The sequence below is a fragment of the Azospirillum brasilense genome, from assembly GCF_007827815.1.
Classification (GTDB): Bacteria; Pseudomonadota; Alphaproteobacteria; order Azospirillales; family Azospirillaceae; genus Azospirillum; species Azospirillum brasilense_C.
Genome location: NZ_VITH01000006.1, coordinates 398,018 through 423,345, shown reverse-complemented (window position 1 = coordinate 423,345; position 25,328 = coordinate 398,018). Strand labels below are relative to the sequence as shown.

The window sequence follows — 25,328 nt, the reverse complement described above, 5'->3', positions numbered from 1 at the left end:
CATCAGCGGAGGGGCTCGTGGGAGAATCCGTTCTTGTCACCGGTGGCGCCGGTTTCATCGGCCGCCACGTCGCCAGGGCACTCCTCGCCCGCGGCGACCGGGTTCGGGTTCTCGACAGTCTGATCGCGCAGGTCCATCCCACCCGGACGCGGCCCGGCGAACTGGACCCGGACGTCGAGTTGCTGATCGGGGACATACGCGACGAGGCCATGGTCGGTCGGGCGTTGGAGGGAGTGGATTGCGTGATCCATCTCGCCGCCGAGGTCGGTGTCGGCCAGAGCATGTACGCGGTGGACCGCTACACCTCGGTGAACGACCACGGGACGGCCGTGCTGTTCCAACGGTTGATCGACCGACCGGTCCGCCGGGTGGTGGTCGCCTCCTCGATGAGCATCTACGGCGAGGGGCTGTACCGGACCGCCGACGGCACGCCGATGGAGGATGTGGTGCGCGGCGCGCGCAACCCGGACGGTTCCTGGGACCCGCTGGATTCCGATGGACGGCCGCTGATCCCCGTCCCCACGCCGGAGAGCAAGCGCCCGGCCCTCAGGTCCGTCTACGCCATCGGCAAATACGTGCAGGAGCGGCTGACCCTGACGCTCACCGCCCAATACGGGATGGAAGGGGCGGCGTTGCGGCTTTGGAACGTCTACGGCCCCGGGCAGGCGCTGTCGAACCCCTACACCGGGGTATTGGCGATCTTCGCCTCGCGCATCGCCAACGGTCAGCGGCCGATGATCTTCGAGGATGGCCGTCAGCGGCGCGACTTCGTGCATGTCGGCGACGTGGCACGCGCTGTCCTGCTGGCGCTCGACCAGCCGACCGCCAACGGTGAGGTGTTCAACATCGGGTCCGGCGAGGACCGCACCGTAGAGGAGCTGGCGCGGCTCCAGGCCGCCTCAATGGGCCGGTCCGACCTGGCTCCGGACATCACCGGCCAAGCGCGCGCTGGCGACATCCGCCACAACATCCCCGACCTGGGCAGGGCGCGGACGGTCCTGAACTACGAAGCCCGGCAGGATTTCGCCGAGGGGCTGGCCGAACTCGCCGAATGGGTTGCCCGGCAGGAGGCGCAGGATCACGCCGCCGAGGCCCGGAGCGAACTCGAAGCGCGGGGGCTGGTGGTATGAACCGCCGGCCCGGACCGGCCTTGGTGGAGGCGACGTGATGCGTGTGGCGTTGGTCAATCCGGCCTGGAGCTTCGCGCACAGCATCTATTTCGGCTGCCGGGAGCCGCATCTTCCCCTCGAACTGGGCTACTGCAAGACGCTGCTGGAGCAGGCCGGACACGAGGTCCTGCTGCTCGACGGGCCGTTGACGGGACTGTCGAACGGCGAACTGGCGGATCGGGTCGCCGGCTTCGCACCCGGCGTGACCGTGGTGACGACCGCGCCGACCTACCTGTTTTGGCGTTGCGCCCCGCCGGAGCTGCGCATCCCCCGTGATTTCCTGCTGGCGCTGGATGGACGCGGCGGCCGGACCGTCGCGGTGGGTCCGCACGGATCGACCACCCCCGGTGCAGCCCTGGACAAGCTGGGCGTGGACGTCATCGTGCGGGGCGAATGCGAGGAGGTCGTGAAACGGCTTGCCGACCGCCTGGATTCCGGCCAGCCAGGGTTGGACGGCGTTCCGGCGCTGGCCTTCCGCGGCGGCGGCGGAACCGTCGTCACCGGCGTCCCGCACGCCGGCCGCTTCGTCGATCTGCCGGCGCTGTCCTGGCCCGCCGAATGGCTGGAGCGCCACCCCCACCATCACCACCGCTACGGCACCGAACCGCTCGGCGCGGGGGCTGAGGTCGAGGCGTCGCGCGGCTGCCCCTACTCCTGTTCCTTCTGCGCCAAGATCGACTTCCGCGACCAGTACCGCCGCCGCGATACCGCCATCGTTCTGGAGGAGATCGACCGGCTGACCGCCGTCGGCGTGCGCTACGTCTATTTCATCGACGAGATCTTCCTGCCCCGCCGTGATCTGTTGGAAGCGCTGGTGGAGCGTCCGGTCGAGTTCGGCATCCAGACCCGCATCGACCTGTGGAAGCCCGACCTGCTGGACCTCCTGGGGGCCGCCGGCTGCGTGTCGATCGAGGCGGGGGTGGAAAGCCTGACCGAGGAGGGCCGCGCGGCGCTCGACAAGAACTGCCGCATGAGCACCGACGCACTGGCCGACCGCCTGATCCACGCCCGGCGCAGCGTGCCCTTCGTCCAGGCCAACCTGATCGCCATGGCCGGCGACGACGCCGGGCTCGTCGCGCGATGGCGGGAGAGGCTGCGCGGTGCCGGTGTCTGGGCCAACGATCCGGTGCCGCTCTACCCCTACCCCGCTTCGCCCGATTACCGCCGCCTGTGGGGCGAACCGGACGACCGGGCATGGGAAAGGACGCACGAGCACTATCTGCGCCAGTTCGCGCGACTGAGCGACATTCAGGAGGAGGAGCCCCTGCCCTTGCATGAGCTGGAGGCCGCATGCGGTTGCCGGTGATGCCCCCGGCAGCAGCCCCCGCCCATCTGTTGATGACGGCGGACAGCGTGGGTGGAGTGTGGACCTACGCGCTCGACCTCGCGCAGGAACTGGCGGCAGGCGGCCTGCGCGTCACCCTGGCGGTGCTTGGGCCATCACCGCAGGAGGACCAGACCGCGGCGGCGCGCGCCATCCCCGGCCTGGAATTGATCGACACCGGCCTCCCGCTGGACTGGATGGCGGAAGATCCGGCCGCGATCCGGCGCGGTGCAGAAGCGCTGGGAACGCTCGCTCGGCGGTTGGATGTGGATCTCGTCCACCTCAACAGCCCGGCCCTGGCGGCGGACGCCGGGTTCACGGTTCCGGTCGTGGGAGTCTGCCATTCCTGTCTGGCGACGTGGTGGGCCACCCTGCGCGGCGGCGCCCTGCCGGGCGACTTTCACTGGCGGATCGAGGTTCTGGAGCGGGGATACCAAGCCTGCGATGCGCTGGCGGCGCCGAGCGCCGCCTTCGCGCAGGCCACCGCCGCCGCCTATGGTCTGCCGCCACCGGTGGTGGTGCGCAACGGACGCCGTCCTCCTCCAGGCGGTGGGCCGGGCGGACGGGAGCGTCTCGTCTTCACCGCCGGACGCTTGTGGGACGATGGAAAGAACATCGCAACGCTGGACGCGGCGGCGGCGCTGCTGACGGTGCCGGTGGTCGCCGCCGGCTCGCTGGAAGGTCCGGGCGGGAATCGCCGGACCCTGCGTCACGCCGCGGCGCTCGGGCGTCTGGATGCGGCGTCGGTCGCGACGTGGCTGGCGCGGGCACCGGTCTTCGCTTCCGCCGCGCTCTACGAGCCGTTCGGCCTGACGGTGCTTGAAGCCGCCCAGGCCGGCTGCGCGCTGGTGCTGTCGGACATCGCGACCTTCCGCGAGCTGTGGGACGGCGCCGCACTCTTCGTGGAGCCGAGGGACAGCGCAGCCCTCGCCGCCACGATCCGCCGCCTGCTGGACGATCCGGGGGAAGCCGGGCGCCTCGGCGAGGCGGCGCGGCTCAAAGCCGGGCAATACGGCATAGAGTCGATGGCCTCCGGCATGCGCGGTCTCTACCGCAACGTCCTGGCCCGCCACACCTCCACCCCCTCCCGCAAGGAGGCCGTCGCGTGAGGATCGTCTATTTCACCCATTCGCTGGCGTCCTGCTGGAACCACGGCAACGCCCATTTCCTGCGCGGCGTCCTGAGGGAGCTGATCACCCTTGGCCATGAGGTCCGCGTCTTCGAGCCGGAGGGCGCGTGGAGTCTGCGGAACCTGCTGGCCGATCATGGCGAAGCGGGGCTGGCGCCCTACCGGACCGCCTATCCGGACCTGACCTCGCTGACCTTCACGGCCGACACCGACGCGGCGGCGCTGTGCGAGGGGGCCGATCTGGTCATCGTCCATGAATGGAACGACCCGGCTCTGGTCGCGGCGGTGGGCCGAGCGCGGGCGCAGGGCGGTCGCTTTCTCCTGCTGTTCCACGACACGCACCATCGCGCGGTCAGTGATCCGAAAGCCATCTCCGCCTTCGATCTCTCCGGCTACGATGGCGTCCTGGCCTTCGGCGAAACCCTGGCCGCCGTGTACCGGCGCTGGGGCTGGGAGGATCGGGTCTTCGTCTGGCACGAAGCCGCCGACGTCCGGCTGTTCCACCCGCTGCCCGGGGAGGAGCGGCGCAGCGGAGCGGTGTGGATCGGCAATTGGGGTGATGGCGAGCGGACGAAGGAGCTGGGGAGCTTTCTGTTCGCTCCCGCCCGCGCCGCGGGTCTGGCTCTGGACGTCTATGGCGTGCGCTATCCCACCGAAGCCCTGGCGACGCTGAAGCGGCACGGCATCGCCTACAAGGGCTGGCTGCCCAACGCCCGCGCGCCCGCGACCTTCGCCCGCCATCGGGTCACCGTCCATGTGCCGCGCCGTTTCTACGTCGAATCCCTGCCAGGCATCCCGACCATCCGCGTGTTCGAGGCGCTGGCCTGCGGCATCCCATTGGTCAGCGCGCCATGGAGCGATTGCGAAGCTCTGTTCCGGCCGGGAACGGATTTCCTGGTCGCCCGCGACGGGGCCCATATGACCGCCCATCTGCGCGCCGTGGACGGCGACGCCGACCTCCGAGGCACGTTGGTCCGCAACGGCCTGGAAACGATCCGCGCCCGCCACACCTGCGCCCACCGCGCCCGTGAGCTGCTCGCCATCGCCGCCGCTCTGGCCGGCACGCCCGCCCCCTCTTCGATGCTGGAGCCTGTCCGATGAAGATGGCCTTCTACGGTTCGAGCCTGCTTTCCTCCTACTGGAACGGCGCCGCCACCTACTATCGCGGCATGCTGAGCGAACTCGCCAAGCGGGGCTGGGACGTCACCTTCTACGAACCGGACGCCTTCGACCGCCAGAGGCACCGTGACATCGAGCCGCCCGGCTGGGCCAGCGTCGTGGTGTACGAGGCCACCGCCGAAGCCTGCCGCACCGTGATCGCCCGTGCCGCCGAGGCCGACGTGGTGGTAAAGGCGAACGGCGTCGGCGTCTTCGACGACGAGTTGCTCGATGGCGTGATGGATGCCGCCGGTCCCCACGCTTTGCGTGTCTATTGGGATGTCGACGCTCCCGCCACCCTGGCCGAACTTCGGCAAGCCCCGGATCATCCCCTGCGCCGTCGGCTGCCGCGGATCGACGCCGTGCTGACCTATGGCGGCGGCACGCCGGTGGTCGCGGCCTACGAGGCGATGGGCGCCCGCCTGTGCCGCCCCATCTACAACGCGTTGGACCCGGCGACGCACCAGCCGGCACCTCCCCAACCGCGCTTCGCCGCCGATCTCAGCTTTCTCGGCAACCGGCTGCCCGACCGCGAGGAGCGGGTGGAGCGCTTCTTCTTGGAGCCCGCCGCGCGCAACCCGCAGGGGCGTTACACCATCGGCGGCAGCGGCTGGGAGACGAAGGGGCTGCCGGCCAACGTCACCCACATCGGCCATGTCGGCACCGCCGACCACAACGCCTTCAACAGCTCGGCGCTGGCGGTTCTGAACATCGCCCGCGACAGCATGGCCGAGGTCGGCTTCTCTCCCGCCACGCGGGTGTTCGAGGCTGCCGGAGCGGCGGCCTGCCTGATCACCGACGCTTGGACGGGGGTCGAACTGTTCCTCGCCCCGGACGAGGAGATCCTCGTCGCCCGCGACGGCCAGGACGTGACCGATCATCTGCGCGCCCTCACTCCGGCCCGCGCCCGCGCCATCGGCGATGCCGCGCGGCGGCGCACCCTTGCGGAACACACCTACGCACGGCGCGGCGCGGAGGTCGACGTGTTGCTGCGCGAAGCCCTGGCGGCGCTGCGGGAAAGGAGCGCGGCGTGAAGCTCGTCGTGCTGGGGCTGAGCCTGTCCTCTTCCTGGGGCAACGGCCACGCCACCACCTTCCGCGCCCTCCTCAAGGCGTTCGCCGCGCGTGGCCACGACATCCTGTTCCTGGAGCGCGACGTTCCCTGGTACGCGCAGAATCGTGATCTCGCCGATCCCGGTTATTGCCGGCTAGCCTTCTACGAGGACCTTGCCGACCTGCGGCGGTGGGCCGGAATGGTCGAGGGGGCCGACGCGGTGCTCGTCGGTTCCTACGTGCCCGACGGCGTCACCGTCGGCCGCTGGGCGCAGGAAACCGCACACGGGATCGTCGCCTTCTACGACATCGACACGCCGGTGACCCTGGCGAAGCTGGAACGCGGCGACGAGGAGTATCTCTCCCCTGCCCTCATTCCTGGCTATGATGTGTATTTCTCCTTCACGGGCGGACCGACGCTGGAGCGGCTGGAGTTCCGCTACGGCTCTCCGGCGGCGCGCGCGCTTCATTGCTCCGTGGATGCCGACGCCTACGTGCCCCTGCCTATGCCCAAGCGCTGGGATCTGAGCTATCTCGGCACCTACAGCCCCGACCGGCAACCGACGCTGGAGCGGTTGCTGCTGGAGCCGGCCCGGCGTGCGCCGTCGCTGCGCTTCGTCGTCGCCGGTCCGCAATACCCCGACGGGATCGCTTGGCCCGGAAATGTTGAACGTCGGCATCATGTTCCTCCAGCCGAGCATCCTGCCTTCTATGCGGCCAGCCGCTTCACCTTGAACGTGACGCGCGAGGACATGATCCGCACCGGCCACAGTCCCAGCGTCCGGCTGTTCGAGGCCGCTGCCTGCGCCACTCCGATCATCTCCGACTGTTGGGACGGCCTGGACGCGCTGCTGGAGCCAAATCGCGAGATCATCTTCGCCCATACGTCGGGCGACGTTCTGCACACCCTTCACCAATTGGACGAAAACACCCGCCAAGCAATGGGCGCAAGGGCCCGGCGGCGAATCCTGGAACACCACACCGCCGCGCATCGCGCGGACACGTTGGAACGGGAACTGAAATGCGCGATGCGAAGGGCCAGCCGCGGCACCAGTACGGCCCTGCCCTTCCAGTAAGGCGGCGCAAACGGTCCATCATGGCTCCCGGTCCGCGGGCTTCTTCGAAGACTTCTTAGCCTCAATCTGGTCAAGCACCGCTTCGGGGGCGACATCTTGCTTGATGACGTCCAGATCGGAGTCAACGTCCGTCTTCACCCCCATGTGATCGGCAATGGACGACACCAGGGCTGTCAACTTGGTGATTTCGTGCTCCGCCAACAGGCTGATTTGCAGATCGAGATCAGCCCGCTTGCTGGCGACCTCGGACATCCGATTCTGGCTGATGAGCACGAAGGTGGACAAAAAGATGGCCTCCACGGACGCGATCATCGCCAGGATGACGAAGGAGGGATCCCAGCGCGGAACGCCGGGCACCCACCCCAGGTTGGCGATGATCCAGAAACCAAAGAATGCCAAATGCAGATAAACGAATGTCATGCTGCCGGTGAAGCGGGTGATCGCATCAGCGATCCGCTCCTCCACGGTCGCCTCGACCTCCTCCCGTTCCCTGCGCTGGTGCAGCGCCTGGATGTTCCGTTCGAACACAGCACTCAAGCCAGGGGATGGTGGCGGGTAGGTCGGTGGGCTTGCGGACTTCTCCGCGCGATTTCCGCCATGCTGGGACGGTTGTGCGTTCATGGCGTCTGCCTTGCTTAAGTGAATCGTTTTCGTTTCGCTCCTCTTCCAAGATTGGGATTGCGGTCGACCCACAGGCTGCGCTCAATGGCGCTTTCGATGTCGCCCACCGGTTGCGGGAGGTAGTTGAGGCTTTGGCCTGGGACAGTTTCAGATCCCCCCGGGAAAAGGGATTGTGCAGCGTTAGATTGTCGGTGACCGGCACCGCCGACCGACGGACCACGGCATGGCTTTCAGCCCGGTCAACCAACCGGCGAACCGGAACTTGCTCACCACAACATCGGGCGGAGGCTGCCCCTTTTTCTCACGAGTGATCGTTTCAACGTCCGAATTTACGCCCCCTTTTCCGGCGTCAACAGCAGGCGGGGCACTTTTCGCCAGCCCGACGGCACGATATTTTGCGCCGTCGGGCTGGCGAAAAGTGCCCCACGTAGTAGCGTTGGTGCACGGAAGCGGACGGTCGGTCTGTTCGTCCTGTCCACCGCTGGTTACGCCTTGCGAACCGAGACCGGGCGTCCTGTCTCGAGCATGCGGTTCAGGGCGGTGACGCCGATCATGGCCTCGGCTTGCTGGGCGGGCAGGGTCCGGGCGTGCAAGCGGTCACCGAGGATGCCCTTGTAGCGGGCCATCGCCGTTTCGCCCTTATCAGGCTGCTGAAAAACTACCAGCGATGAGCCTTGAGCCGGATCTCGTCGCCGTGGTGGATGCTGATTTCGACCTCGAGGCTCCCATCCCCTGCCAATTCAGCCGTGCCGGTGCCGCGGATGGGCGTCATTGTGAATCGGCATGGAATAAGAGCGCCTAACAGAACCATCTCTGGACGAAGCGCCAGCAGATGAGGCCGGCCGCGATATGGTGAAAGGCAGTGAAGATGTCGGCGCGCCGTTCGTAGCGGACGGCGATGCGGCGGAAGCGGGCAAACCAAGCGAGCGTACGCTCGACCACCCATCGGTATCGGCCGAGGCGCTCGCTGCTTTCGACGCCACGCCGGGCAATCCGCGGTATGATCGCTCGTTGGCGCAGCGCCCGCCGGCAGTGAGCGAAGTCGTAACCCTTGTCGGCATGCAGCTTGGCCGGTCGCCGCCGGGGCCGGCCCGCACACTGGCGGATCGCCGGCACGGCATCGACCAGCGCCTCCAGCAGCTTGCTGTCGTGCCGGTTGGCTGGCGAGATCCTCAGGGCGAGCGGGATGCCGTTAGCATCGACGAGGATGTGGCGCTTGGAGCCCGGCTTGCCGCGATCCGTCGGGTTCGGGCCGGTCTCCTCACCCCCCTTTTTGCCGGGACGCTGGCGCTGTCCACCGCCGCACGATCCCAGTTGATGGCGTTGGCATAGCCGAGCCGGTCGAGCAGCACACGATGCAGCCGTTCCCACACGCCAGCCCGATGCCACTCGTGCAGACGCCGCCAGCAGGTCATACCCGAGCCGCAGCCCATCTCCACCGGCAGAAGCTCCCAAGGGATGCCCGTGCGCAGCACGAACAGGATGCCGGTCAACGCCGCACGATCGTCCAACCGGGGCCGTCCGCCTTTTGGCTTGGGCGGCTCCGGCGGGATCAGAGGTTCGATGATCGCCCACAAGGCGTCGCAAACAAGAGGGGCTGCCATGCCCCTACCAACCGCTCCCAGCCGGTTTTGTTACGCACTCTTATGGTCGCACATTAATCAGCCTTTGCCGGAAACACGCTGGCCGTCTTTGTGGACAACAGAGGCCTTCTTGATGAAGGTCTCGAAATTTTCCTCAAAATAATGTTCACGCAGATTTTCATCTGAATACGTGAGAAAATGCATTTCAGGAATTGTAGACAATGGCGTTGGCCACGGCAATTACCAACCGACCTCAGGAACTCACTGCGTGATCCGCTCTACGAGCCCATCCGGGAGCCCCCGCTGCAACCAAACTCCGGATGAAACCGACAAGGGCATGGCCGACCGGATCAAGAGGCCGGGCGTCAATCCGATCTCCGGCCCGTCGAAATGACGGCGGCAGGACCGCATATTCCGTGTGCCCTCAGGTTGCCATTGGAAAAGGGACGTTCGATCTCACCTGATCTCACCGAGGGTTTGGCGCCTTCCGCACCGGCACGGCGCAAAAGCCTTACCGGTCGGCCCACGCGTTTCGACGCGTTTGGGAGCTGAAGCCGTCGGAAGGACGCGGCACGGGAAGGAAGAGAGAGGAAGCATGAAAGCGACACGACGCGCCGTTCTGCAGGGTGTTCTGGCCGGGGCCGCCCTGATGACACCGCTGCGCGTCCAGGCGCAGACCGCGGAAGCGGCGGTTAAGCGCATTCCATCCTCGGGAGAGGCCGTTCCTTCCGTGGGCCTGGGCAGCTGGATTACGTTCAACGTCGGCGACGACGCCGAACTGCGCGCGGAGTGCGCAGCGGTCATGCGGGCCTTCTTCGCTATGGGGGGTCGGATGATCGACTCCTCGCCCATGTACGGCTCCTCGCAGGCGGTGATCGGCGACGGACTCAGATCGTTGGGACAGGCCGTCCCGCTGTTCGCCGCGGACAAAGTCTGGATTTCCTCGGCCTCGCGCGGACTGTCGCAGATCGAGGAGTCGCGCCGCCTGTGGGACGTGCCGCGCTTCGACCTGCTGCAGGTGCACAACCTGCTGTCCTGGGAGGAGCATCTCAGAACGCTGTTCGCCATGAAGGAAGCGGGTCAGCTCCGCTACGTCGGCATCACGACGTCGGAAGGGCGGCGCCGCGACCTGTTCGAGGAGATCATGCGCCGGCAACCGCTCGATTTCGTGCAGCTCAGCTACAACATCGTCGACCGCGAGGTGGAGGAGCGCATCCTGCCTCTGGCCGCGGACCGCGGAATGGGAGTCATCGTCAACCGCCCGTTCCAGCAGGGCGTGCTGCTCCGCCGGCTGTCGGGCCATCCCCTGCCCTCCTGGGCCGCCGACGCCGGCGCGTCGAGCTGGGCGCAGTTCGTCCTGAAGTTCATCATTTCCCACCCCGCCGTCACCGTGGCCATCCCGGCGACCAGCCAAGTCGCGCACGTGCGCGAGAACATGGCCGCGATGGCGGGGCCGATGCCGGACACCGCGATGCGACGGCGCATGGCCGATTACGTAAGAGGCCTCTGATGCCGGAATGGTGGACCTACTCGACCGAGGATTTTCTGCTCTTCAGCCCCCGCACCTACTGGCGGCTGATCGAACGGCACAACGAGACGCTCTGGCCGGCGCATGTCCTGATGATTCTGCTCGGCGCAGCCATCCTGCTGTGGCTCGTCCGCCCCCGCCCCTGGTCGCACCGGGCGATCGCGGGGATCCTTTCCGTCCTATGGGCATGGCTGGCCTGGAGCTTCCTGTGGGAACGCTACGCCACGATCCATTGGGCCGCATCCTATGTGGCGCCGCTCTTCGCGCTCCAAGCCGTCCTGCTGGCCCTGATCGGAGGCCGGCTTCGCTGGTCGTTCTCTTGGGTGGGGCGGGCGCCCTTGGGGCTTGCGCTGTTCCTCTATGCGCTTGCCGTTCACCCGTTCGCGGCGCTCCTCGCCGGACGCCCCCTGCACGGAGCCGAGGTCTTCGGCATCACACCGGATCCGACCGCGATCGCCACCATCGGACTGGTCATGATGGCGCAGGGGCGGTGGTCCTGGTTGCTGCTCGCCGTGCCGGTGGCGTGGTGTCTGGCCGGTTGGGCGACCTTGCACGGCATGGGCGCCGGGGAGCAGTGGGCGCTTCTCGGGGCGGTGCTGATCGCCCTCGTTCCCGTCCCACGCCGGCGCACCGCTTGACCGGCACCGACGCTGGTGGCTATGGCGGCCGGCCGGCCGACCGGGCTTGGGTCCACGGCCCCCGTCACAGCAGCCCGCCCTCGCGCAGCCGCCCGTCAAGCTCCTCGTTGTAGCGCCTCAGCGCGTGCTGCTCGGTGAGCAGCCCGATCACCCGCATCCGGTCGGTGCCGTCGACCACCGCCAGCACGTCGCTTTCCGCCGCGGCGAAAGTCTTCATCGCCTCGCGGACGTTCACGTTGGGCAGCAGCACGTCGGTCTTCAGGCGGATGAGGTCGGCGAGGCCCTCCGCCTCGGTCATGTCACGGTGGGCATCCGACACGAAGACGATCCCGGCGTAGCGGTCGGCGTGATCGACCACGATGACCCGCTGGGCCGCACCCAAAGGGAAGTTGCGGCGGAACTGGGCGAGCGTCTGGTCGGCGCGCACGGTGCGGACGTCCTTGCGCATCATGCGCCCGACCGTCAGCTCGCGGATCCAGCCGATGTCGGCGGCGCTGCGGATCGACTCGCCGCGCAGGTGGAAGCGCCAGGTTGCAAAGGAATAGCCGAAGACCCGCCGGACGGTGATCGACGACACCACCGCGGCGGCCAGCACCGCGATGGTCAGGGGCAGGCTGCCGGTGACCTCCAGCGCGAGGAAGGCCATGGTCAGCGGTGCGCCGAGCACCGCGGTGGCCATGGCGCACATGCCGACGATGCCGATCACCACCGCCGGGATGGTCAGCCCGACCGCCAGCATCCAGCCGATGGCGACCAGCTTGCCCAGCATCGCCCCCAGGAACAGCGAGGCGAAGAACAGCCCGCCGCGGAAGCCGGACCCGATGGAAATCGCCGAGGCCAGCGCCTTCAACCCGATCAGCCCCAGCAGCACCGGGGCCGTGTAGTAAGCATTGAACCCCGCATGCAGCGCGCCATGGCCGGAGGACAGCACCGCCGGCGTGGCAAGCGCGAGCAGCCCGATGCAGCAGCCGCCGACCACCGGACGGGCCCACGGCGGAACGCGGCTTTTGTTGAAGGCCGCCTCCACCAGCCCGACCGTCCGCATCATGGCGATGCCGAGCAGGGCGCACAGCACGCCCATCAGGCAGACCAGCGCGTAATCCGCCGCCCCGAGGCTGCCGGCGAAACCGACCTGAAGCGACGGCTGGGGCAGGATCAGCCGCATGACGCCGACCCCGGTCATGGCGGCGACGCCCACCGGGGCCAGGGTGGAGATCGAATAGCTGGCGATCACCAGCTCGAAAGCGTAGAAGGCGCCGGTCAGCGGCGCGTCGAAGGCCGCCGCGATGGCCGCCGCCGTGCCGCAGCCGACCAGCGTGCGCAGGTCGGCGCGCCGGACATGGAAGATGCGGCCGAGCTTGGACGCCACCATCGCGCCGGCCTGGGCATAGCCGGCCTCCATGCCGACCGAAGCGCCGAAACCGTTGGACAGCATCGTCTGCAGGACCAGAATCAGGCTTCCCCGGATGGGGATGCGGCCGCCATGGAGCGCGTTGGCCTCCACCGGATCGATGATGGGGACACGGGGCAACCGGCCGAGCAGCCAGCCGAGCATCGCCATCAGGAGCCCGCCGGCGACCGGGACCAGCGCGGCCCGCCAGGGGTCGACGGCGGCGGCCCCGCTGACGTCGTGCCCCTCCACCGCGAACAGGACGTGGTGGGCGGACTGCATCGCCGCCACGATGGCGGCGACGAGCCCGCCGGCGACGATCCCGATCCCGGCCGCCAGAACGACAAGCCAGATCTCGTCGCCACGCACGAAGGCGCGCAGCCAGGCGGGAGCCCTGACGCCCGGCCCCTGGTCCGGATCGGGCAGCCTGGCCCTCAGCGATTGGAACATGCGCCTCCGCGCCCCCTTGCGCGATGGGGAGTCAGGACGGCCCCGCCGTCAGCCGAGCATCGCCCGGGCGTACAGGTCGGCGATGTGCGCGGTGACCGGCCCCGGCTTGCCGTCGCCGATCCGCCGGCCGTCGACCCGCACCACCGGCGTGATACCGCCCAGCGTTCCGGTGACGAAGGCCTCGTCGGCCCCGTAGACCTCCGCCAGGGTGAAGTCGTGCTCGCGCACCGTGCCGCCGTCCTTGCGGTAGAGGTCGATCGTCTTGGCGCGGGTGATGCCCTTGAAGTTGAAGCGGCCGGTCGAGGTCCAGAGCTCCCCCTTGCGGACGATGAAGAAGTTGGTCGAATTGCAGCTCGCCACGAAGCCATGCGGGTCGAGCATCAGCGCCTCGTCGGCCCCGGCGTTGATCGCCTGGATCAGCGCCTGGATGAAGTTGAGGCGGCTGTGCGAGTTGAGCCGCAGGTCGAAGACGTCGGGGCCGCTGCAGCGGATGGTCGAGGTCAGCAGCGTCAGCCCGTTGGCCTTCGATTCCGGCTTCGGCGCCTTGTATTCGGCGATGATGACGATGGTCGCCTGTCCGAGCGCGAAGCGCGGGTCCTGGTTGGGCGTCTTCTTGCGGCCGCGGGTGACCATCAGGCGGATGTGGGCGCCGTCCGTCATGCCGTTGCGGTCGAGCGTGGCCTGGATCGCCACGACCAGCTCCTGGCGTGTCATGCCGATGTCGAGCTGGATGGCGTTGGCGCCCTCGTACAGGCGGTCCATATGGTCGTCGAGCGCCAGGATGCGCCCCTTGACCAGGCGAAGCCCTTCCCACACCCCGTCGCCCAGCACGAAGCCGGCGTCGAAGACCGAGACCTTCGCCTCGTCGCGCTTGAAGAACGCGCCGTTCACATAGATCAGCACCTCGTCGTTGCGGGTATCATCGACATAGCCCTGCGAACTCGTCCGGCTGACCGCGCTGTTCGATACCATCACATGTGTCCTTTCCCGGCGGCGGCCGGCCTTGCCGGCCCGCCCCGCGCCGCGTGTTCCCGGATGTCCGGGAGGAAGATCAATCCGAAGGATCAGAAGGAAAATTCAGTGAAGCGCTCCAGGAACGCGCGCGTGCGCTCCTGCCTGGGATGCTTCAGCACCTCGTCCGGCGTCCCGACCTCGTGGAAGACGCCGTCGGCGAGGAAGATCACCTTGGTGGCGAAATGATAGGCGAAGCCCAGTTCGTGGGTGACCAGCAGCATGGTCCTGCCCTCCTCCGCCAGCTGGCGGATGACCCGCAGCACCTCGCCCACCAGTTCGGGGTCGAGCGACGAGGTCGGTTCGTCGAACAGGAGGATTTCCGGCTCCATGGCAAGCGCGCGGGCGATGGCCACCCGCTGCTGCTGGCCGCCGGACAGGCGTCCGGGATAGACGTCGGTCTTGCCGCCCAGCCCGACCTTGTCCAGTTCGCGCAGGGCGCGCTCGCGCGCCTCCGCCTTCTTCATCCGCTTGACCGTGACCAGGCCTTCCATGGCGTTCTCCAGCACGGTCATGTGCGGGAACAGGTTGAACTGCTGGAAAACCATGCCGACGCGCTCGCGGACCTGGCACAGCTCGCCCTCGGGATAGCGCACCTCGTCCGGCCGTCCGGCGGCGGCGCGGCCGAGCGGCGTGCCGTCGAGCGCGATCCGGCCGGCCGTCGGCATCTCCATGAAGTTGAGGCAGCGCAGGAAGGTGCTCTTCCCCGACCCGCTGCCGCCGATGATGGCGACGCGCTCGCCGGCCGCTACCGAAAAATCGATCCCGCGCAGCACATGCAGCGATCCGAACCATTTGTGGAGACCGGACACCTGGAGGATGGGCGGCGGGAGGGTGGATTCTGGCATGGACAGGGGCTCCGCTTGCATGACCGTCATCCCTTGCCGGCCATGCGGCGTTCGAGGGTCATCGACAGGAAGGTGGCCGGGTAGATCAGGACGAAATAGACGACCGCCACCGTCGTGAGGATTTCGAAGGGCCGGTAGTAGGTCGAGCTCAACAGTCGGCCCTGATACATCAGCTCATGCACCGACAGGACCGAGGCCAGCGACGACATCTTGGCCACCTCGACCGCGCGGTTGGTGAAGGCCGGCAGCATCAGCTTGAAGACCTGCGGCAGGATGATCCGGCGCAGCACGTCGGCGTGCCGCATGCCCAGCGCCTTCGCCCCCTCCCACTGGCCGCGGGCGATCGACTGGATGCCGCCGCGGAAGATCTCCGCCCCGTAGGCGGAGGTGTTCAGCGCCAGCGCGAGCAGCGCGGCCGCGAAGGGCGACAGCTGCACCCCGATGAGGATCGGGAAGGCGTAGTAGAACCAGATGAGCTGGATCAGCACCGGGGTGTCGCGGAACAGCTCGATGTAGACGAGGCTGCCGCCGCGCAGGAGCCGGCTCCGCGCCAGCCGGGCCAGCGCCAGCAGGAAGCCGGCGGCCAACCCGATGGCGAGGCTGGGAAGCCACAATTGCAGCGTCACCAGGAAGCCGCGCATCAGGATCGGGAAGGTCTCGACCACCAGTGCGAAGTCGAAGCTGTATTCCATCGCGCCGCCCCCTCAGCGGTAGGCGACCAGCCGCGCCTCGGCGAGGCGGGCCAGAGCGCTGCAGGAGACCAGCAGGACCAGATAGAGCAGAGCCACCGCGGTGTAGACTTCCAGCGGCCGGAAGGTCTCGCTGTTCACCATCATCGCCTGATAGAGGAGCTCGCCATAGGCCAGGGTGGAGGCGAGCGCCGTGGTCTTGATCAGCTCGAAGGAACGCTCGACGAAGGGAGCGATCATGCGCGTCGCCGCCTGGGGCAGCACGATGCGCCGCATCAGCTGGGTGTGGGACATGCCCAGCGCCCTCGCCCCTTCCCACTGGCCGCGCTCGATGGATTGGATGCCGCCACGGAACACCTCGGCATAGAAGGCGCCGGACTGTGTGGACAGGGCGAGCACGGCGGCGACCAGCGGGTCGAGGCTGATGTTGAGCACCACCGGCAGGGCATAGAAGAACCAGAAGAAATGCACGATGGGCGGCGTGTTGCGGTAGAACTCGACGAAGACCGCCGCCGGAAGGCGCAGGTACCGCCGCGGCGACAGCCGCAGCAGCGCCAGAACCAGCCCGACCATGACGCCGAAGAGTATGGCGATGGCCGCGATCTTGACCGTGTTCAACAGACCGTCGAGCAGCAGCGGCCATCTCATAAGGACCGGCGAGAAATCCCATTGGTAGGTCATGCGGCGTCCTTGTCGCTGTCCTTTGCGCGGCTTGCGGCCCGATGCGGAGCGGGACGGCGGCGGGGCGGACCCGCTCCGCCGCCTCGGACGGTCAGCGCCAGGCTTCCTTGATCAGGCCCGGGATCTTCGACGCGTCGACGTTCTTGGACTTCAGGTAGGCGGCGAACACCTGATCGGGGACGCCCTCGGCGTAGAGGGTCTTGAGCTGCCCGTCCAGCCAGTCGCGGAAGGCCGGATTCTCCTCCTTGCGCAGGCCGACGCTGGTCGCCACCGGTTCCACCGGCTCCGGCAGGATGACCTTGCCCAGGCGCAGGCGGGTCTGCTGGACGACCAGCGCCGGATGGAACTGGACGGCGACGTCGATGCGCTTGGCCGCGAAGGCCGCGATGGTCTCGTCGTTGTTGGAGAAGCGGTTGATGGCCGCCTGCTTCACCATCGCCGTGACGTTCTTGTCGAGCGAGGTGCCCAGCGTCACGCCGATGCGCAGCCCCGGCTTGTCGATGTCCGCCCAGGCCTTGATAGGTGAGTCGGCGGCGACCAGGGCGCCCATGGCGTAGTAGAACAGCGGTGATTCGGGGAAGTCGATGGCCTTGCGGCGCTCCTCGGTCGGGTCGAGGACGAACATCAGGTCGATCTGGTCGGCCTGCAGCGCTCCCACCGCGTTGGCCCAGGTCGTCTCCACCGGAACCAGGGTGGCGCCGAGGCTGGCGGCCAGCCGCTGGCCCATCGCCACGCCGACGCCGGTCCAGGTCTCGGTCATCGGGTCCTTGAAGAACCACGGTTCGGCGGAGGTCACGCCGATGCGCAGCCGCTTGCTCTCCTTGACCCGGTCCAGCGTGGAGGGCGAAGCGGCGAGCGCCGGCAGAGCCGACAGTCCCACAGCGGCGGCCGCGGCAAGGCCGAGCAGGGTCCTGCGGTCGATGGTCCCCCGGTTGATGGTCATCGTAAGCCTCCTCTGTCTGTGCGTCGTCTTTTATGGGTCCGGTCAGGGGCCTTGAACGGCACCGGCCTCCCGGTTGCGCAGGAACGCCTCGGTCTGCTGGCCGCCGCGGGCCATGTGGTCGGTGATTTCAGCCTTCAGCGCATCGAAGTCGTCGGCGAGCGCCATCGCCACATAGCGGTCGTGGCCGTCGCGGCGCGGCCCGCGGATGCCGTGCGCCCGGTGGTGCGCCGCCCAATAGAGCTGCAGGCGTCCGCGGATGCTTTCCCAGGTCCTGATCAGCAGCTTGTGCCCGGTCGCCTCATAGACGAAGCCGTGCAGCTGCAGCTCGGCGACGATGCTGGCGGCATCGTCCTCGGCGTCGATGCAGGCGGTGAGCGCGTCGTGGCGGGCGACCAGACCTTGGCGGAACGCCGGCTCGCGCCGCGCCCAGATCTGCTCGAAGGCGAAGATCTCCAGGGTGACGCGCATCGAATAGATCTCGCGCACGTCATCGACCGACAGACCGACGACGTGCGTCCCGGTGTAGGGCACGGCAACCAGCAGCCCCTCGTCGATGAGCTGCCGCATGGCCTCGCGCAAGGGGCCGCGGCTGACCCCGAATTGTTCGGCCAGCGCGGTCTCGACGAGTTGGGCCCCCGGCTCGATGTCGCCATTCAGGATCGCGGCCCGCAACCCATCCGCGATGTGGGCGCGAAAGGTCGATTTCGGCACCCGCGCCAAAACCGCTTCCCCTGCCCTGCCCTTGGTCATTCCGTCCACCGTCATCAGTCGATTGTTGACAATCTGCCGTATGGATTGCTGGGAGTCAACCGGCGACGCCGGCCTCATCACACGAATGTGATCATCCCATCCATGGTCACCGGAACAGGCCTGCCGCTGCGGCCTTTTGCTGAACAGGGTGGAGAAGCCCGCTTCACGGCAACTTCCGACACTGGCACCCCTAGTGCCTATGCCATTGATCGAAAATAGGAATTCGGTGGTGATCGCATCGCGCGAGGCACCCTTTCCAAGCTGGCTTGGCCTCCCCCGCTTCCGCGGGGACTCATCGTCAATTGCAAAGAACAGCTTACCAGTCCGCTCAGGACAACGCGCCTTATTCTCCCGGTGGTCGCGAACCATTCTCATTGCTCTGCGATCCCACGGCCCCTGTCCCGCACGCGGCCGGCGATCACCATGATGCCATCATCGAGGGAGTTCAGATGCCGAACTCACAAGGCAAGCACCGTCTCGAAACCACCCGCCGGCGGGTTCTGAAGGCCGGGACCATCATCTCCTTGAGCGGAGCGATGTTGCCGACCACCGGGCTCGCCCAACAGGCCGGCCCGCAGCCCTCGCCGGAGAACGGCGTGACCGTCCCTGTCTCCTTCCGCGTCAACGGCCGTCCGGCGGCGCTGGACATCGATGCGCGGGCGTCCTTGCTGGACCTGCTGCGCGAACGGCTGGGCCTCGTCGGCGCGAAGAAGGGCTGCGATCACGGCCAATGCGGCGCCTGCACCGTCCACATGAACGGCCGCCGGATCGCCTCCTGCCTGACCATGGCCGCCAAAGCCCACGGCCGTGACGTGACGACGATCGAAGGCATCGCCGGGGCGGACGGTCTTCATCCCATGCAGCAGGCCTTCATCGACCACGACGCCTTGCAATGCGGGTACTGCACGCCGGGCCAGATCATGGCCGCGATCGCCTGCGTCAAGGAGGGGCACGCCACGACGCCGGAGCAGATCAAGGAGTACATGAGCGGGAACATCTGCCGCTGCGGCGCCTATGTCGGCATCGTCGCGGCGATCGAGCAGGCCGCTCCCCAGATCGAGAGGAGCTGAGCCATGAAGCCTTTGTCCTACGTCCGCGCCGGGACGGCCCGTGAAGCGATCGATGCCTTCGTCGCGGCCGGCGACGGCGCCCGCTACATCGCCGGGGGCACCAATCTCTACGACCTGATGAAGCTCGGCATCGAGCGGCCGGCGCATCTGATCGACATCGCCGATCTGGAAGGCGCCGACCGGATCGACACCGACGGCGACCGGCTGTTTTTCGGTGGTGCCGCGCTGATGGCGAATGTCGCCGAGGATCCGGTGGTGAGCCGCGATTATCTGGTGCTGGCGGAGAGCCTGTCGAAGGCCGCGTCCCAGCAACTGCGCAACATGGCGACCGTCGGCGGCAACCTGCTTCAACGGACGCGCTGCCCCTATTTCAGGAACGGCGTGAACGGCACCTACCCGTGCAACAAGCGCGAGCCGGGCTCCGGCTGCGCCGCGCTTGGCGGGCTGGACCGGTCGCAGGCGGTGCTGGGGGCGAGCGAGGCGTGCAACGCCGTGTCGCCCGGAGACTGGCCGGTTGCCCTGATGGCGATGGATGCCACGATCGAGCTGCAGGGCCGCGACGGAACGCGGGTGATCCCGATTTCCGAACTCTACCGGCCGCCCAGCCAGACCCCTCATCTCGAATTCACCATCGGCCGCGAAGAGATCGTCACCGGCATCGCGGTGCCGAAGACCGCCGCCGGCCGGAACTCCGTCTATCTCAAAGTGCGCGACCGCGAATCCTACGCCTTCGCGCTGGTTTCCGCCGCGGTGGCGCTGGAGATGGACGGAGACCGCGTGGGGCAGGCGCATGTGGCGCTCGGCGGAGTGGCCACCGTGCCGTGGCGCGCCCGCGCGGCCGAGGCTTTCCTGCGCGGTCGCACGCTCGATCGCGAGGGAGCCTTGGCGGCGGCCACAGCGGCCTTCGCCGACGCCCGCGCCGGCCGCCACAACGCGTTCAAGATCGAACTCGGCGCACGGACCCTCGCCGACGCCCTCATCACCGCCGGGAGCAAGAGTCAATGACGCCGAGCCGCAACGCCGACCGCCCCCGGATCGATGCCCACGAGAAGGTGCTCGGCCGTGCGCTGTACGCCGCCGACCAGCCCTTTCCGGGGCTGCTCCACGCGATGACCGTGCCCGCGACGATCGCCAAGGGGCAAATTCTGTCCATCGACACCGCTGCGGCCGTGGCGGTTCCGGGTGTCGTGCGCGTCTTCACCCATGGTGATTTCGCACAGATCCGGACGACGCCCGCAGCCCGCGGCGCCTATGGACAGCCGGGAAAAGGCTACCAGCCCATGATCGGCCCGCAGGTCCGCCATCGGGGTGAGCCGGTCGCCCTGGTGGTCGCCGAAACGCTGGAGGCGGCGGTCGAAGGCGCCGAAGCCGTGACGGTGCGCTACGCCGAGGAACCGTTCAGCGCGGAAATGGACGACAGCCTTGCCACCCCGGAGCCGGAGCCCGTCAGCCAGCAGGCGTCCGGCGACGCCGAGGCGGCTTTCGCCAACGCCGCCCATATCGTCGATGTGGAGTATCGACACCCCCAGCAGCATCACAACCCCATCGAGCTGATCTCGACCACCGCCGCGTTCGAGGACGGCACGCTGCGGATTTACGAGGGAACGCAGTCCGCCGCGGCCTTTGCCGGCGGTCTGGCCGGCATGATGGGGATGGAGCCGCAGGCGCTGCGCGGTGTCAGCCCCTACACGGGCGGGGGGTTCGGCCAGAAGAACGGCGTCCAGGAGCAGAGCGTGCTGGTGGCGAGCGCCGCCCTGCTGCTGCGCCGCCCGGTCAAGCTCGTCATGCCGCGGGGCCAGCTGTTCCACACCGCGTCCTATCGCCCGCACAGCCGGCATCGCGTCCGGCTTGCCGCGGACGGCGATGGCCGCCTGCTCGCCGGCATCTACGAAACGGTGCAGCAGAACAGCCGGTATGACGGCTTCGCCAGCGATCACGGCGCCAATCCACCGCGCCTGTATGGCTATGGCGCGTGGCTGGGACGCGAGCGCATCGTCCGGGTCGACACCCAGACCCCCGGGCACCAGCGCGCCCCGCACGAGCATCCGGCCAGCTACGCCACCGAATGCGCGATCGACGAACTCGCCGGGGCGCTCGGCATGGACCCCGTCGCGCTGCGCCTCGCCAACGACACCCAGCGTGATCCGCTCACCGGCAAGCCCTTCTCCTCGCGCCATCTCGCCGCCTGCCTGACGCGCGGGGCCGCGCTGTTCGGCTGGGACCGATGGACGAGCGAGCCCGGCGCCCTGGTCGCCGCCAACGGCGACCGCATCGGCCTCGGCGTCGCCTGCGGCAGCTACAAGGCGGCGATGACGCCCTCGGTCACCACGCTCCGCCTCTCGGCCAACGGCCAATGCCGAATTGCGACGTCCGGCCATGAAATGGGACAGGGGCTGCGCAGCGTCATCGCCGCGGAGCTGATCGAGGTTCTCGGCGTGGACCCCGGCAAGCTCGACATCCGGATCGGCGACACCGGCCACGCCCCCCAGCACCTCACCGCGGGCTCCTGGGGTGCCGGAAGCGCGGCGCCGGCGGCGCGGGCCGCCGCCTTGAAGCTGCGCGAGGAACTGGCCCAATTGACCGGGGCGGCGCTGACGGACGAGCCCGTTCATGCCCAGCTCGCCCGGACCCGGCGCCCCTTTCTGGAGGTGTCGGTGGACACCCTGCCGCTCGGCAAGGACCGGCAGGCGATCGAGCAGCTGCGCCGGGGCATGCCCGTGGTGACCGGTCCCGAATACCCCGACTTCCTGGCCTTCAGCTGGATCGCGCATTTCGCCGAGGTCCATGTCGAGCCGTCGACGCGGCGCGTGCGCGTTCGGCGGGTGGTCAGCGTCGCCGATTGCGGGCGGGTCATGAACCGCCGCACGGCGGAAAGCCAGGTCCGCGGCGGCGTGGTCTGGGGCATCGGCGCCGCCCTGCGCGAAACCGCCGAAAGCGATCCGCGGTTCGGCGGCGTCCTCAACAACGACCTTGCGGAGTATGTGGTGCCGGTCAACGCCGACATCGGCGCCATCGACGTGGATTTCATCGACGAGCCGGACAACCGATTGAACATATCGGGCGTCAAGGGGCTCGGCGAGGTGGCCATGGTCGGCGCCGCCGCCGCCATCGTCAACGCCGTCCACCACGCGACCGGAAAGCGCATCCGGCATCTGCCGATCCGCATCGAGGACCTGCTCTAGCTCCCCTCGCCCAACCGCCCGGGCCGGCGCGCAAAAACCCTCCGTTCAGCCGCCGGCCGTCCAGTCGTAGCCTTTCATGTGATCGAGGAACGCCCGCATCGCCGCGCTGGGAAGGCGGCGGTTGGGGTAATAGAGGAACCAATGCGGCAAGGTGGGGCTCCAGTCCGGGAAAAGCTCCACCAGCCGCCCGTCGTGGACATGGGGTTTCGCATAATCGTCCAGGACATGGGCGATGCCCCGGCCGGCCAGGGCGGCCTGAAGCTCGTTGTGCACCGTGCTGACCGTCAGGCGTCCCGCCGGCGTGACCTCCAGCTCCTCGTCCCCCTGGGCGAACCGCCAGGTGACCAGGGTGCCGCCGGGAAACCGCCGCCGGATGCAGTCATGGCCGACCAGGGCGTGCGGCGTCTCCGGCCGCCCATGCCGGGCGATGTAGTCCGGTGCGGCGATGATCGCGTATCGGAGCGACGGCCCGAAGGGGACCGCGATCATGTCCTGCGCCAACTGCTTGCCGAAGCGGACGCCGGCGTCGAATCCCTGCTCCACGATGTCGATCACCGCCGCGTCGCTGATGATCTCGATCTTCACCTCGGGATAGGCGTCCATGAAGTCGAACACCAGCGGACAGAGGAGATGGTCGATGGCGGGGGCCGGCGCGTTGATCCGCAAGGTTCCCGACGGGCTGTCCCTCAGCTCGTCGACCTCGGCGATCGCGCGCTGGATGTCGCTCAAGGCCGGGGCCAGGCGATCGAGCAGGCGCTGCCCGGCCTCCGTCGGCGACACGCTCCGCGTCGTCCGGTTGAGCAGCCGGATGCCGAGCGCCTCCTCCAGGGCGTTCATCGTCTGGCTCAAGGCCGATGACGAGACGCCCCGCTCGAACGCCGCCGCGCGGAAGCCGCCACAGCGCACGATCGCCACGAACACGTCGAAGCTGTCCAGGCGGATCGGGTTCATTGCAAAGCTGGCCTAATCAAGCTGCTCAGATTTGCCGAGCTTATCAGCGCAATCACACCGTGTCATGGTCGATCTGCGGTTGATTGTCGCGCCCCCTCCACCGCAGACGGAAGCGGCGGAGGGGCGCCCAACTCAGAAGGAAACAGCGATGAACGCGTTCACCCTGAACCGACGCACGATCATGCTTTCCGCGGTCGTCGGCGCTCCCACCCTGTTCGTTGCCGGCGGCGGAGGCGCGGAGGCGCAATCGCCGCCATCCCCCGCGAGCGGCAACGCCGGCCATTACCGGTTCCGCGTCGGCGACATCGGCGCGACGGTGTTGAGCGACGGCGTGATCGGCGGTCCGCCCCGCGTCTACGCCAGCGATGCCCCCGAAGCGGAGCTTCAGGAGGTGCTGCGCCGCGCCTTCCTGTCGACGGACCACATGACGTTGAATCTGAACACCCTTCTGATCGAAACCGGGGGACGGCGGATCCTCGTCGAGGCCGGCGCGGGCGCGACGATGGGGCCGAACGGCGGTCGGATCTTCCAGAACCTCGCGGCGATCGGGCTCGGCCCCGCGGACATCGACGCCATCGTGATCTCGCACACCCATCCCGACCACATCGGCAATCTCAGGACCGCGAGCGGCGGCAAGTCGTTTCCCTGGGCCACTGTCTTCGTGCCGCGGGCGGACTGGGATTTCTTCGTCCGCAACGATCCGGATCTGTCCTACATGCCGGTTCCGGAGGATTTCCGCCGGCGCTTCGCCGCCGCGATCAAGAGCAGCCTCGAACCGGTCGGGAAGGATGTCGAACTCTATGACGCCGGGGCCGAGATCGTGCCGGGCCTCACGACGATCGTCGCTTCCGGCCATACGCCGGGCATGGCGACCTTCCTTGTCCATTCCGGAAACGACCAGCTGCTGCTGACCGCCGACCTCGCCTATCACCCGGTCGTCAACGTCGACAATCCCTGGCGTCCCGGCCCCGATCGCGACAAGGACACGGCGCTCGCCTCGCGCCGGCGCATCTTCGACCGGGCCGCCGCCGACCGCATCCCCGTGCTGGGCTTCCATTTTCCGTTTCCCGGCCTCGGACGGATGCTCAAGACCGACGGCGGCTACGCCTGGGTCCCCGCGAACTGGCAGTTCTGACGATCCGGTGCAGCGGCGAACTCCGCCGTGAACAGCACGACCAGATGCTCGATCACCGCCCGCACCCGCGGCACGTCGCGCAGGTCCGGGTGCAGCACCAGCCAGACCTCGCGCTCCAGCGGCGGCGCCTCACCAGGCACCGGCATCAAGTCCGGTTCCCCCGCCGCCAGCCAGAAGGGCAGCAGCGCCACCCCGAACCCCGCCTTCGCCGCCGCGAGCTGGGTCTGCAGGCTGTTGGAGCGGAAGGCGACGCGGCGCCCAACCATATGGCGGGCCAGCCAGACCGCCTCCGGCAAGTCAGCCAGCGCCTCGTCATAGCCGATCACCGCGTCGGGCGCACCGGCGGCGGTGAACAGGCCGTAGCCCATGGTGGCGAGCCGCCGCGCGATCAGGTCGCCATGCTGCGGCCGGGCGAGCCGGATGGCGATGTCGGCCTCCCGCCGCGCGAGGCTGAGCGAACGGTTGTCCACCATCACCTCCAGATCGATCTCCGGATGGCGGGCGCGGAACGGCCCCAGCCGCGGCATCAGGAAGCGGTCGGCCAGGGCCGGGGTGGTGGTCAGCCGGACGGTGCCGGTCAGCCCGGCTTCGTGCCCGCCCTGGCTCGACGCTTGGCGCAGGATGGCCAGCGCGCGCTCGTCCATCCCGTCGGCCAGCGCGAAGACCGCCTCGCCGTCCGTGGTCAGGCCGTAGCCGTCGGCACGCCGCTCCACCAGACGGCGGCCCAGCCCCTCCTCGAGCGCGGCGACGCGGCGCCCGACCGTCGCGTGGCTGATCCGCAGCGCGCGCGCCGCCGCCGACAGGCTGCCGGTGCGGGCAAGCTCCAGGAAGATCCGCAGATCGTCCCAATTGAGGGAGGCTGTCTGTTTATGAACAGTCATTGCGCAAACCTAGCGGATATCCGGGCAAAAGCACACGGGGCACACTGCCCCCCGACCTTTCCCCGTTCC

Annotated in this window: 23 protein-coding genes and 1 pseudogene; 12 read left to right on the top strand and 12 right to left on the bottom strand. The window is 68.3% G+C overall.

Features of this window, described 5'->3' with window-relative positions:
• Window positions 1–17 precede the first annotated feature (17 nt).
• From FBZ83_RS15030 to FBZ83_RS15005, 6 genes are read left to right on the top strand one after another with little or no spacing between them, the layout of a single operon-like run.
• Window positions 18–1,130 carry an NAD-dependent epimerase/dehydratase family protein gene (locus tag FBZ83_RS15030; RefSeq protein WP_145684215.1) on the top strand — a complete coding sequence of 371 codons (1,113 nt, stop codon included), beginning with the start codon at window positions 18–20 and terminating at the stop codon, window positions 1,128–1,130.
• A 37-nt stretch (window positions 1,131–1,167) separates the two neighbouring features.
• Complete coding sequence (locus tag FBZ83_RS15025; protein WP_145684213.1) at window positions 1,168–2,475, top strand: TIGR04295 family B12-binding domain-containing radical SAM protein; 1,308 nt, start codon at window positions 1,168–1,170, stop codon at window positions 2,473–2,475.
• The gene (locus FBZ83_RS15020) at window positions 2,460–3,602 is read left to right on the top strand and encodes a glycosyltransferase family 4 protein (RefSeq protein WP_211101664.1); all 1,143 of its coding nucleotides are present in this window, start codon (window positions 2,460–2,462) and stop codon (window positions 3,600–3,602) included. Before FBZ83_RS15025 ends, FBZ83_RS15020 begins: the two co-directional genes overlap by 16 nt.
• Entirely contained in the window at window positions 3,599–4,723 is a 1,125-nt protein-coding gene (locus FBZ83_RS15015) for a CgeB family protein (protein WP_145684211.1), read from the top strand. Before FBZ83_RS15020 ends, FBZ83_RS15015 begins: the two co-directional genes overlap by 4 nt.
• Window positions 4,720–5,814 (top strand): CgeB family protein, encoded by a 1,095-nt coding sequence (locus FBZ83_RS15010; protein ID WP_145684209.1) that lies wholly within the window; start codon window positions 4,720–4,722, stop codon window positions 5,812–5,814. The genes FBZ83_RS15015 and FBZ83_RS15010 overlap by 4 nt, the downstream gene beginning before the upstream one ends.
• A complete protein-coding gene (locus FBZ83_RS15005; protein WP_145684207.1) occupies window positions 5,811–6,908 on the top strand; it encodes a CgeB family protein in 1,098 nt (365 codons plus the stop codon). Before FBZ83_RS15010 ends, FBZ83_RS15005 begins: the two co-directional genes overlap by 4 nt.
• Window positions 6,909–6,926: 18 nt before the next feature.
• Here FBZ83_RS15005 and FBZ83_RS15000 read toward each other — a convergent pair whose 3' ends face one another.
• The 3 genes and pseudogenes from FBZ83_RS15000 to FBZ83_RS14995 all read right to left on the bottom strand — a co-directional run bounded on the left by FBZ83_RS15000 (window position 6,927) and on the right by FBZ83_RS14995 (window position 9,133).
• On the bottom strand, window positions 6,927–7,529 hold the full coding sequence (locus tag FBZ83_RS15000) for a DUF1003 domain-containing protein (RefSeq protein ID WP_247888315.1): 603 nt from the start codon (window positions 7,527–7,529) through the stop codon (window positions 6,927–6,929).
• Window positions 7,530–8,014: 485 nt separating this feature from the next.
• Window positions 8,015–8,164: pseudogene (locus FBZ83_RS31455) on the bottom strand (IS5/IS1182 family transposase); the annotation flags it as partial.
• A gap of 163 nt (window positions 8,165–8,327) precedes the next feature.
• Window positions 8,328–9,133 (bottom strand): IS5 family transposase gene (locus tag FBZ83_RS14995; RefSeq protein WP_145684205.1). Its coding sequence is split into 2 segments (ribosomal slippage): window positions 8,328–8,806 and window positions 8,806–9,133, totalling 807 coding nucleotides; the frame shifts between segments, so codons are not numbered across the junction.
• Between the two features lie 574 nt (window positions 9,134–9,707).
• Here FBZ83_RS14995 and FBZ83_RS14990 point away from each other — a divergent pair.
• Window positions 9,708–10,622: an aldo/keto reductase gene (locus tag FBZ83_RS14990; protein ID WP_145684203.1), complete on the top strand. Its 915-nt coding sequence runs from the start codon at window positions 9,708–9,710 to the stop codon at window positions 10,620–10,622.
• Window positions 10,622–11,278 carry a DUF6064 family protein gene (locus FBZ83_RS14985; protein ID WP_145684201.1) on the top strand — a complete coding sequence of 219 codons (657 nt, stop codon included), beginning with the start codon at window positions 10,622–10,624 and terminating at the stop codon, window positions 11,276–11,278. The genes FBZ83_RS14990 and FBZ83_RS14985 overlap by 1 nt, the downstream gene beginning before the upstream one ends.
• A 64-nt stretch (window positions 11,279–11,342) precedes the next feature.
• Here the strand turns inward: FBZ83_RS14985 and FBZ83_RS14980 are convergent, their stop codons facing one another.
• The 7 genes from FBZ83_RS14980 to FBZ83_RS14950 form a co-directional block, all read right to left on the bottom strand.
• Window positions 11,343–13,118, bottom strand: a complete 1,776-nt coding sequence (locus FBZ83_RS14980; protein WP_145684199.1) for a chloride channel protein — start codon at window positions 13,116–13,118, stop codon at window positions 11,343–11,345.
• 48 nt (window positions 13,119–13,166) lie between these two features.
• Window positions 13,167–14,090 carry an aminotransferase class IV gene (locus FBZ83_RS14975; RefSeq protein ID WP_145684197.1) on the bottom strand — a complete coding sequence of 308 codons (924 nt, stop codon included), beginning with the start codon at window positions 14,088–14,090 and terminating at the stop codon, window positions 13,167–13,169.
• Window positions 14,091–14,182: 92 nt separating this feature from the next.
• Window positions 14,183–14,977: an amino acid ABC transporter ATP-binding protein gene (locus FBZ83_RS14970; protein ID WP_145684195.1), complete on the bottom strand. Its 795-nt coding sequence runs from the start codon at window positions 14,975–14,977 to the stop codon at window positions 14,183–14,185.
• Window positions 14,978–15,003: 26 nt separating this feature from the next.
• Window positions 15,004–15,669, bottom strand: coding sequence for an amino acid ABC transporter permease (locus FBZ83_RS14965; RefSeq protein WP_145684193.1), 666 nt, complete (start codon window positions 15,667–15,669; stop codon window positions 15,004–15,006).
• 12 nt (window positions 15,670–15,681) lie between these two features.
• Window positions 15,682–16,347, bottom strand: coding sequence for an amino acid ABC transporter permease (locus FBZ83_RS14960; protein WP_145684192.1), 666 nt, complete (start codon window positions 16,345–16,347; stop codon window positions 15,682–15,684).
• 91 nt (window positions 16,348–16,438) lie between these two features.
• Window positions 16,439–17,290 carry a transporter substrate-binding domain-containing protein gene (locus FBZ83_RS14955; protein ID WP_145684189.1) on the bottom strand — a complete coding sequence of 284 codons (852 nt, stop codon included), beginning with the start codon at window positions 17,288–17,290 and terminating at the stop codon, window positions 16,439–16,441.
• A 42-nt stretch (window positions 17,291–17,332) separates the two neighbouring features.
• The gene (locus FBZ83_RS14950) at window positions 17,333–18,040 is read right to left on the bottom strand and encodes a GntR family transcriptional regulator (protein ID WP_145684187.1); all 708 of its coding nucleotides are present in this window, start codon (window positions 18,038–18,040) and stop codon (window positions 17,333–17,335) included.
• A gap of 449 nt (window positions 18,041–18,489) precedes the next feature.
• On the opposite strand from FBZ83_RS14950, the gene FBZ83_RS14945 reads away from it, so the two are divergent.
• Genes FBZ83_RS14945 through FBZ83_RS14935 form a run of 3 tightly spaced genes read left to right on the top strand, consistent with a single transcriptional unit; the run spans window position 18,490 to window position 22,292 of the window.
• Window positions 18,490–19,110, top strand: coding sequence for a (2Fe-2S)-binding protein (locus FBZ83_RS14945; protein ID WP_145684181.1), 621 nt, complete (start codon window positions 18,490–18,492; stop codon window positions 19,108–19,110).
• Between the two features lie 3 nt (window positions 19,111–19,113).
• Window positions 19,114–20,115: an FAD binding domain-containing protein gene (locus FBZ83_RS14940; RefSeq protein WP_145684179.1), complete on the top strand. Its 1,002-nt coding sequence runs from the start codon at window positions 19,114–19,116 to the stop codon at window positions 20,113–20,115.
• Window positions 20,112–22,292 (top strand): xanthine dehydrogenase family protein molybdopterin-binding subunit, encoded by a 2,181-nt coding sequence (locus FBZ83_RS14935; RefSeq protein ID WP_145684176.1) that lies wholly within the window; start codon window positions 20,112–20,114, stop codon window positions 22,290–22,292. Before FBZ83_RS14940 ends, FBZ83_RS14935 begins: the two co-directional genes overlap by 4 nt.
• Before the next feature lie 45 nt (window positions 22,293–22,337).
• Here the strand turns inward: FBZ83_RS14935 and FBZ83_RS14930 are convergent, their stop codons facing one another.
• Window positions 22,338–23,243, bottom strand: a complete 906-nt coding sequence (locus FBZ83_RS14930; RefSeq protein ID WP_145684174.1) for a LysR family transcriptional regulator — start codon at window positions 23,241–23,243, stop codon at window positions 22,338–22,340.
• A 64-nt stretch (window positions 23,244–23,307) separates the two neighbouring features.
• Between FBZ83_RS14930 and FBZ83_RS14925 the strand changes: the two genes are divergently transcribed.
• Window positions 23,308–24,378 carry an MBL fold metallo-hydrolase gene (locus tag FBZ83_RS14925; protein ID WP_247888314.1) on the top strand — a complete coding sequence of 357 codons (1,071 nt, stop codon included), beginning with the start codon at window positions 23,308–23,310 and terminating at the stop codon, window positions 24,376–24,378.
• On the opposite strand, the gene FBZ83_RS14920 is transcribed toward FBZ83_RS14925, so the two are convergent.
• Entirely contained in the window at window positions 24,345–25,259 is a 915-nt protein-coding gene (locus FBZ83_RS14920) for a LysR family transcriptional regulator (protein ID WP_145684171.1), read from the bottom strand. The genes FBZ83_RS14925 and FBZ83_RS14920 overlap by 34 nt on opposite strands.
• Window positions 25,260–25,328: the final 69 nt, after the last annotated feature.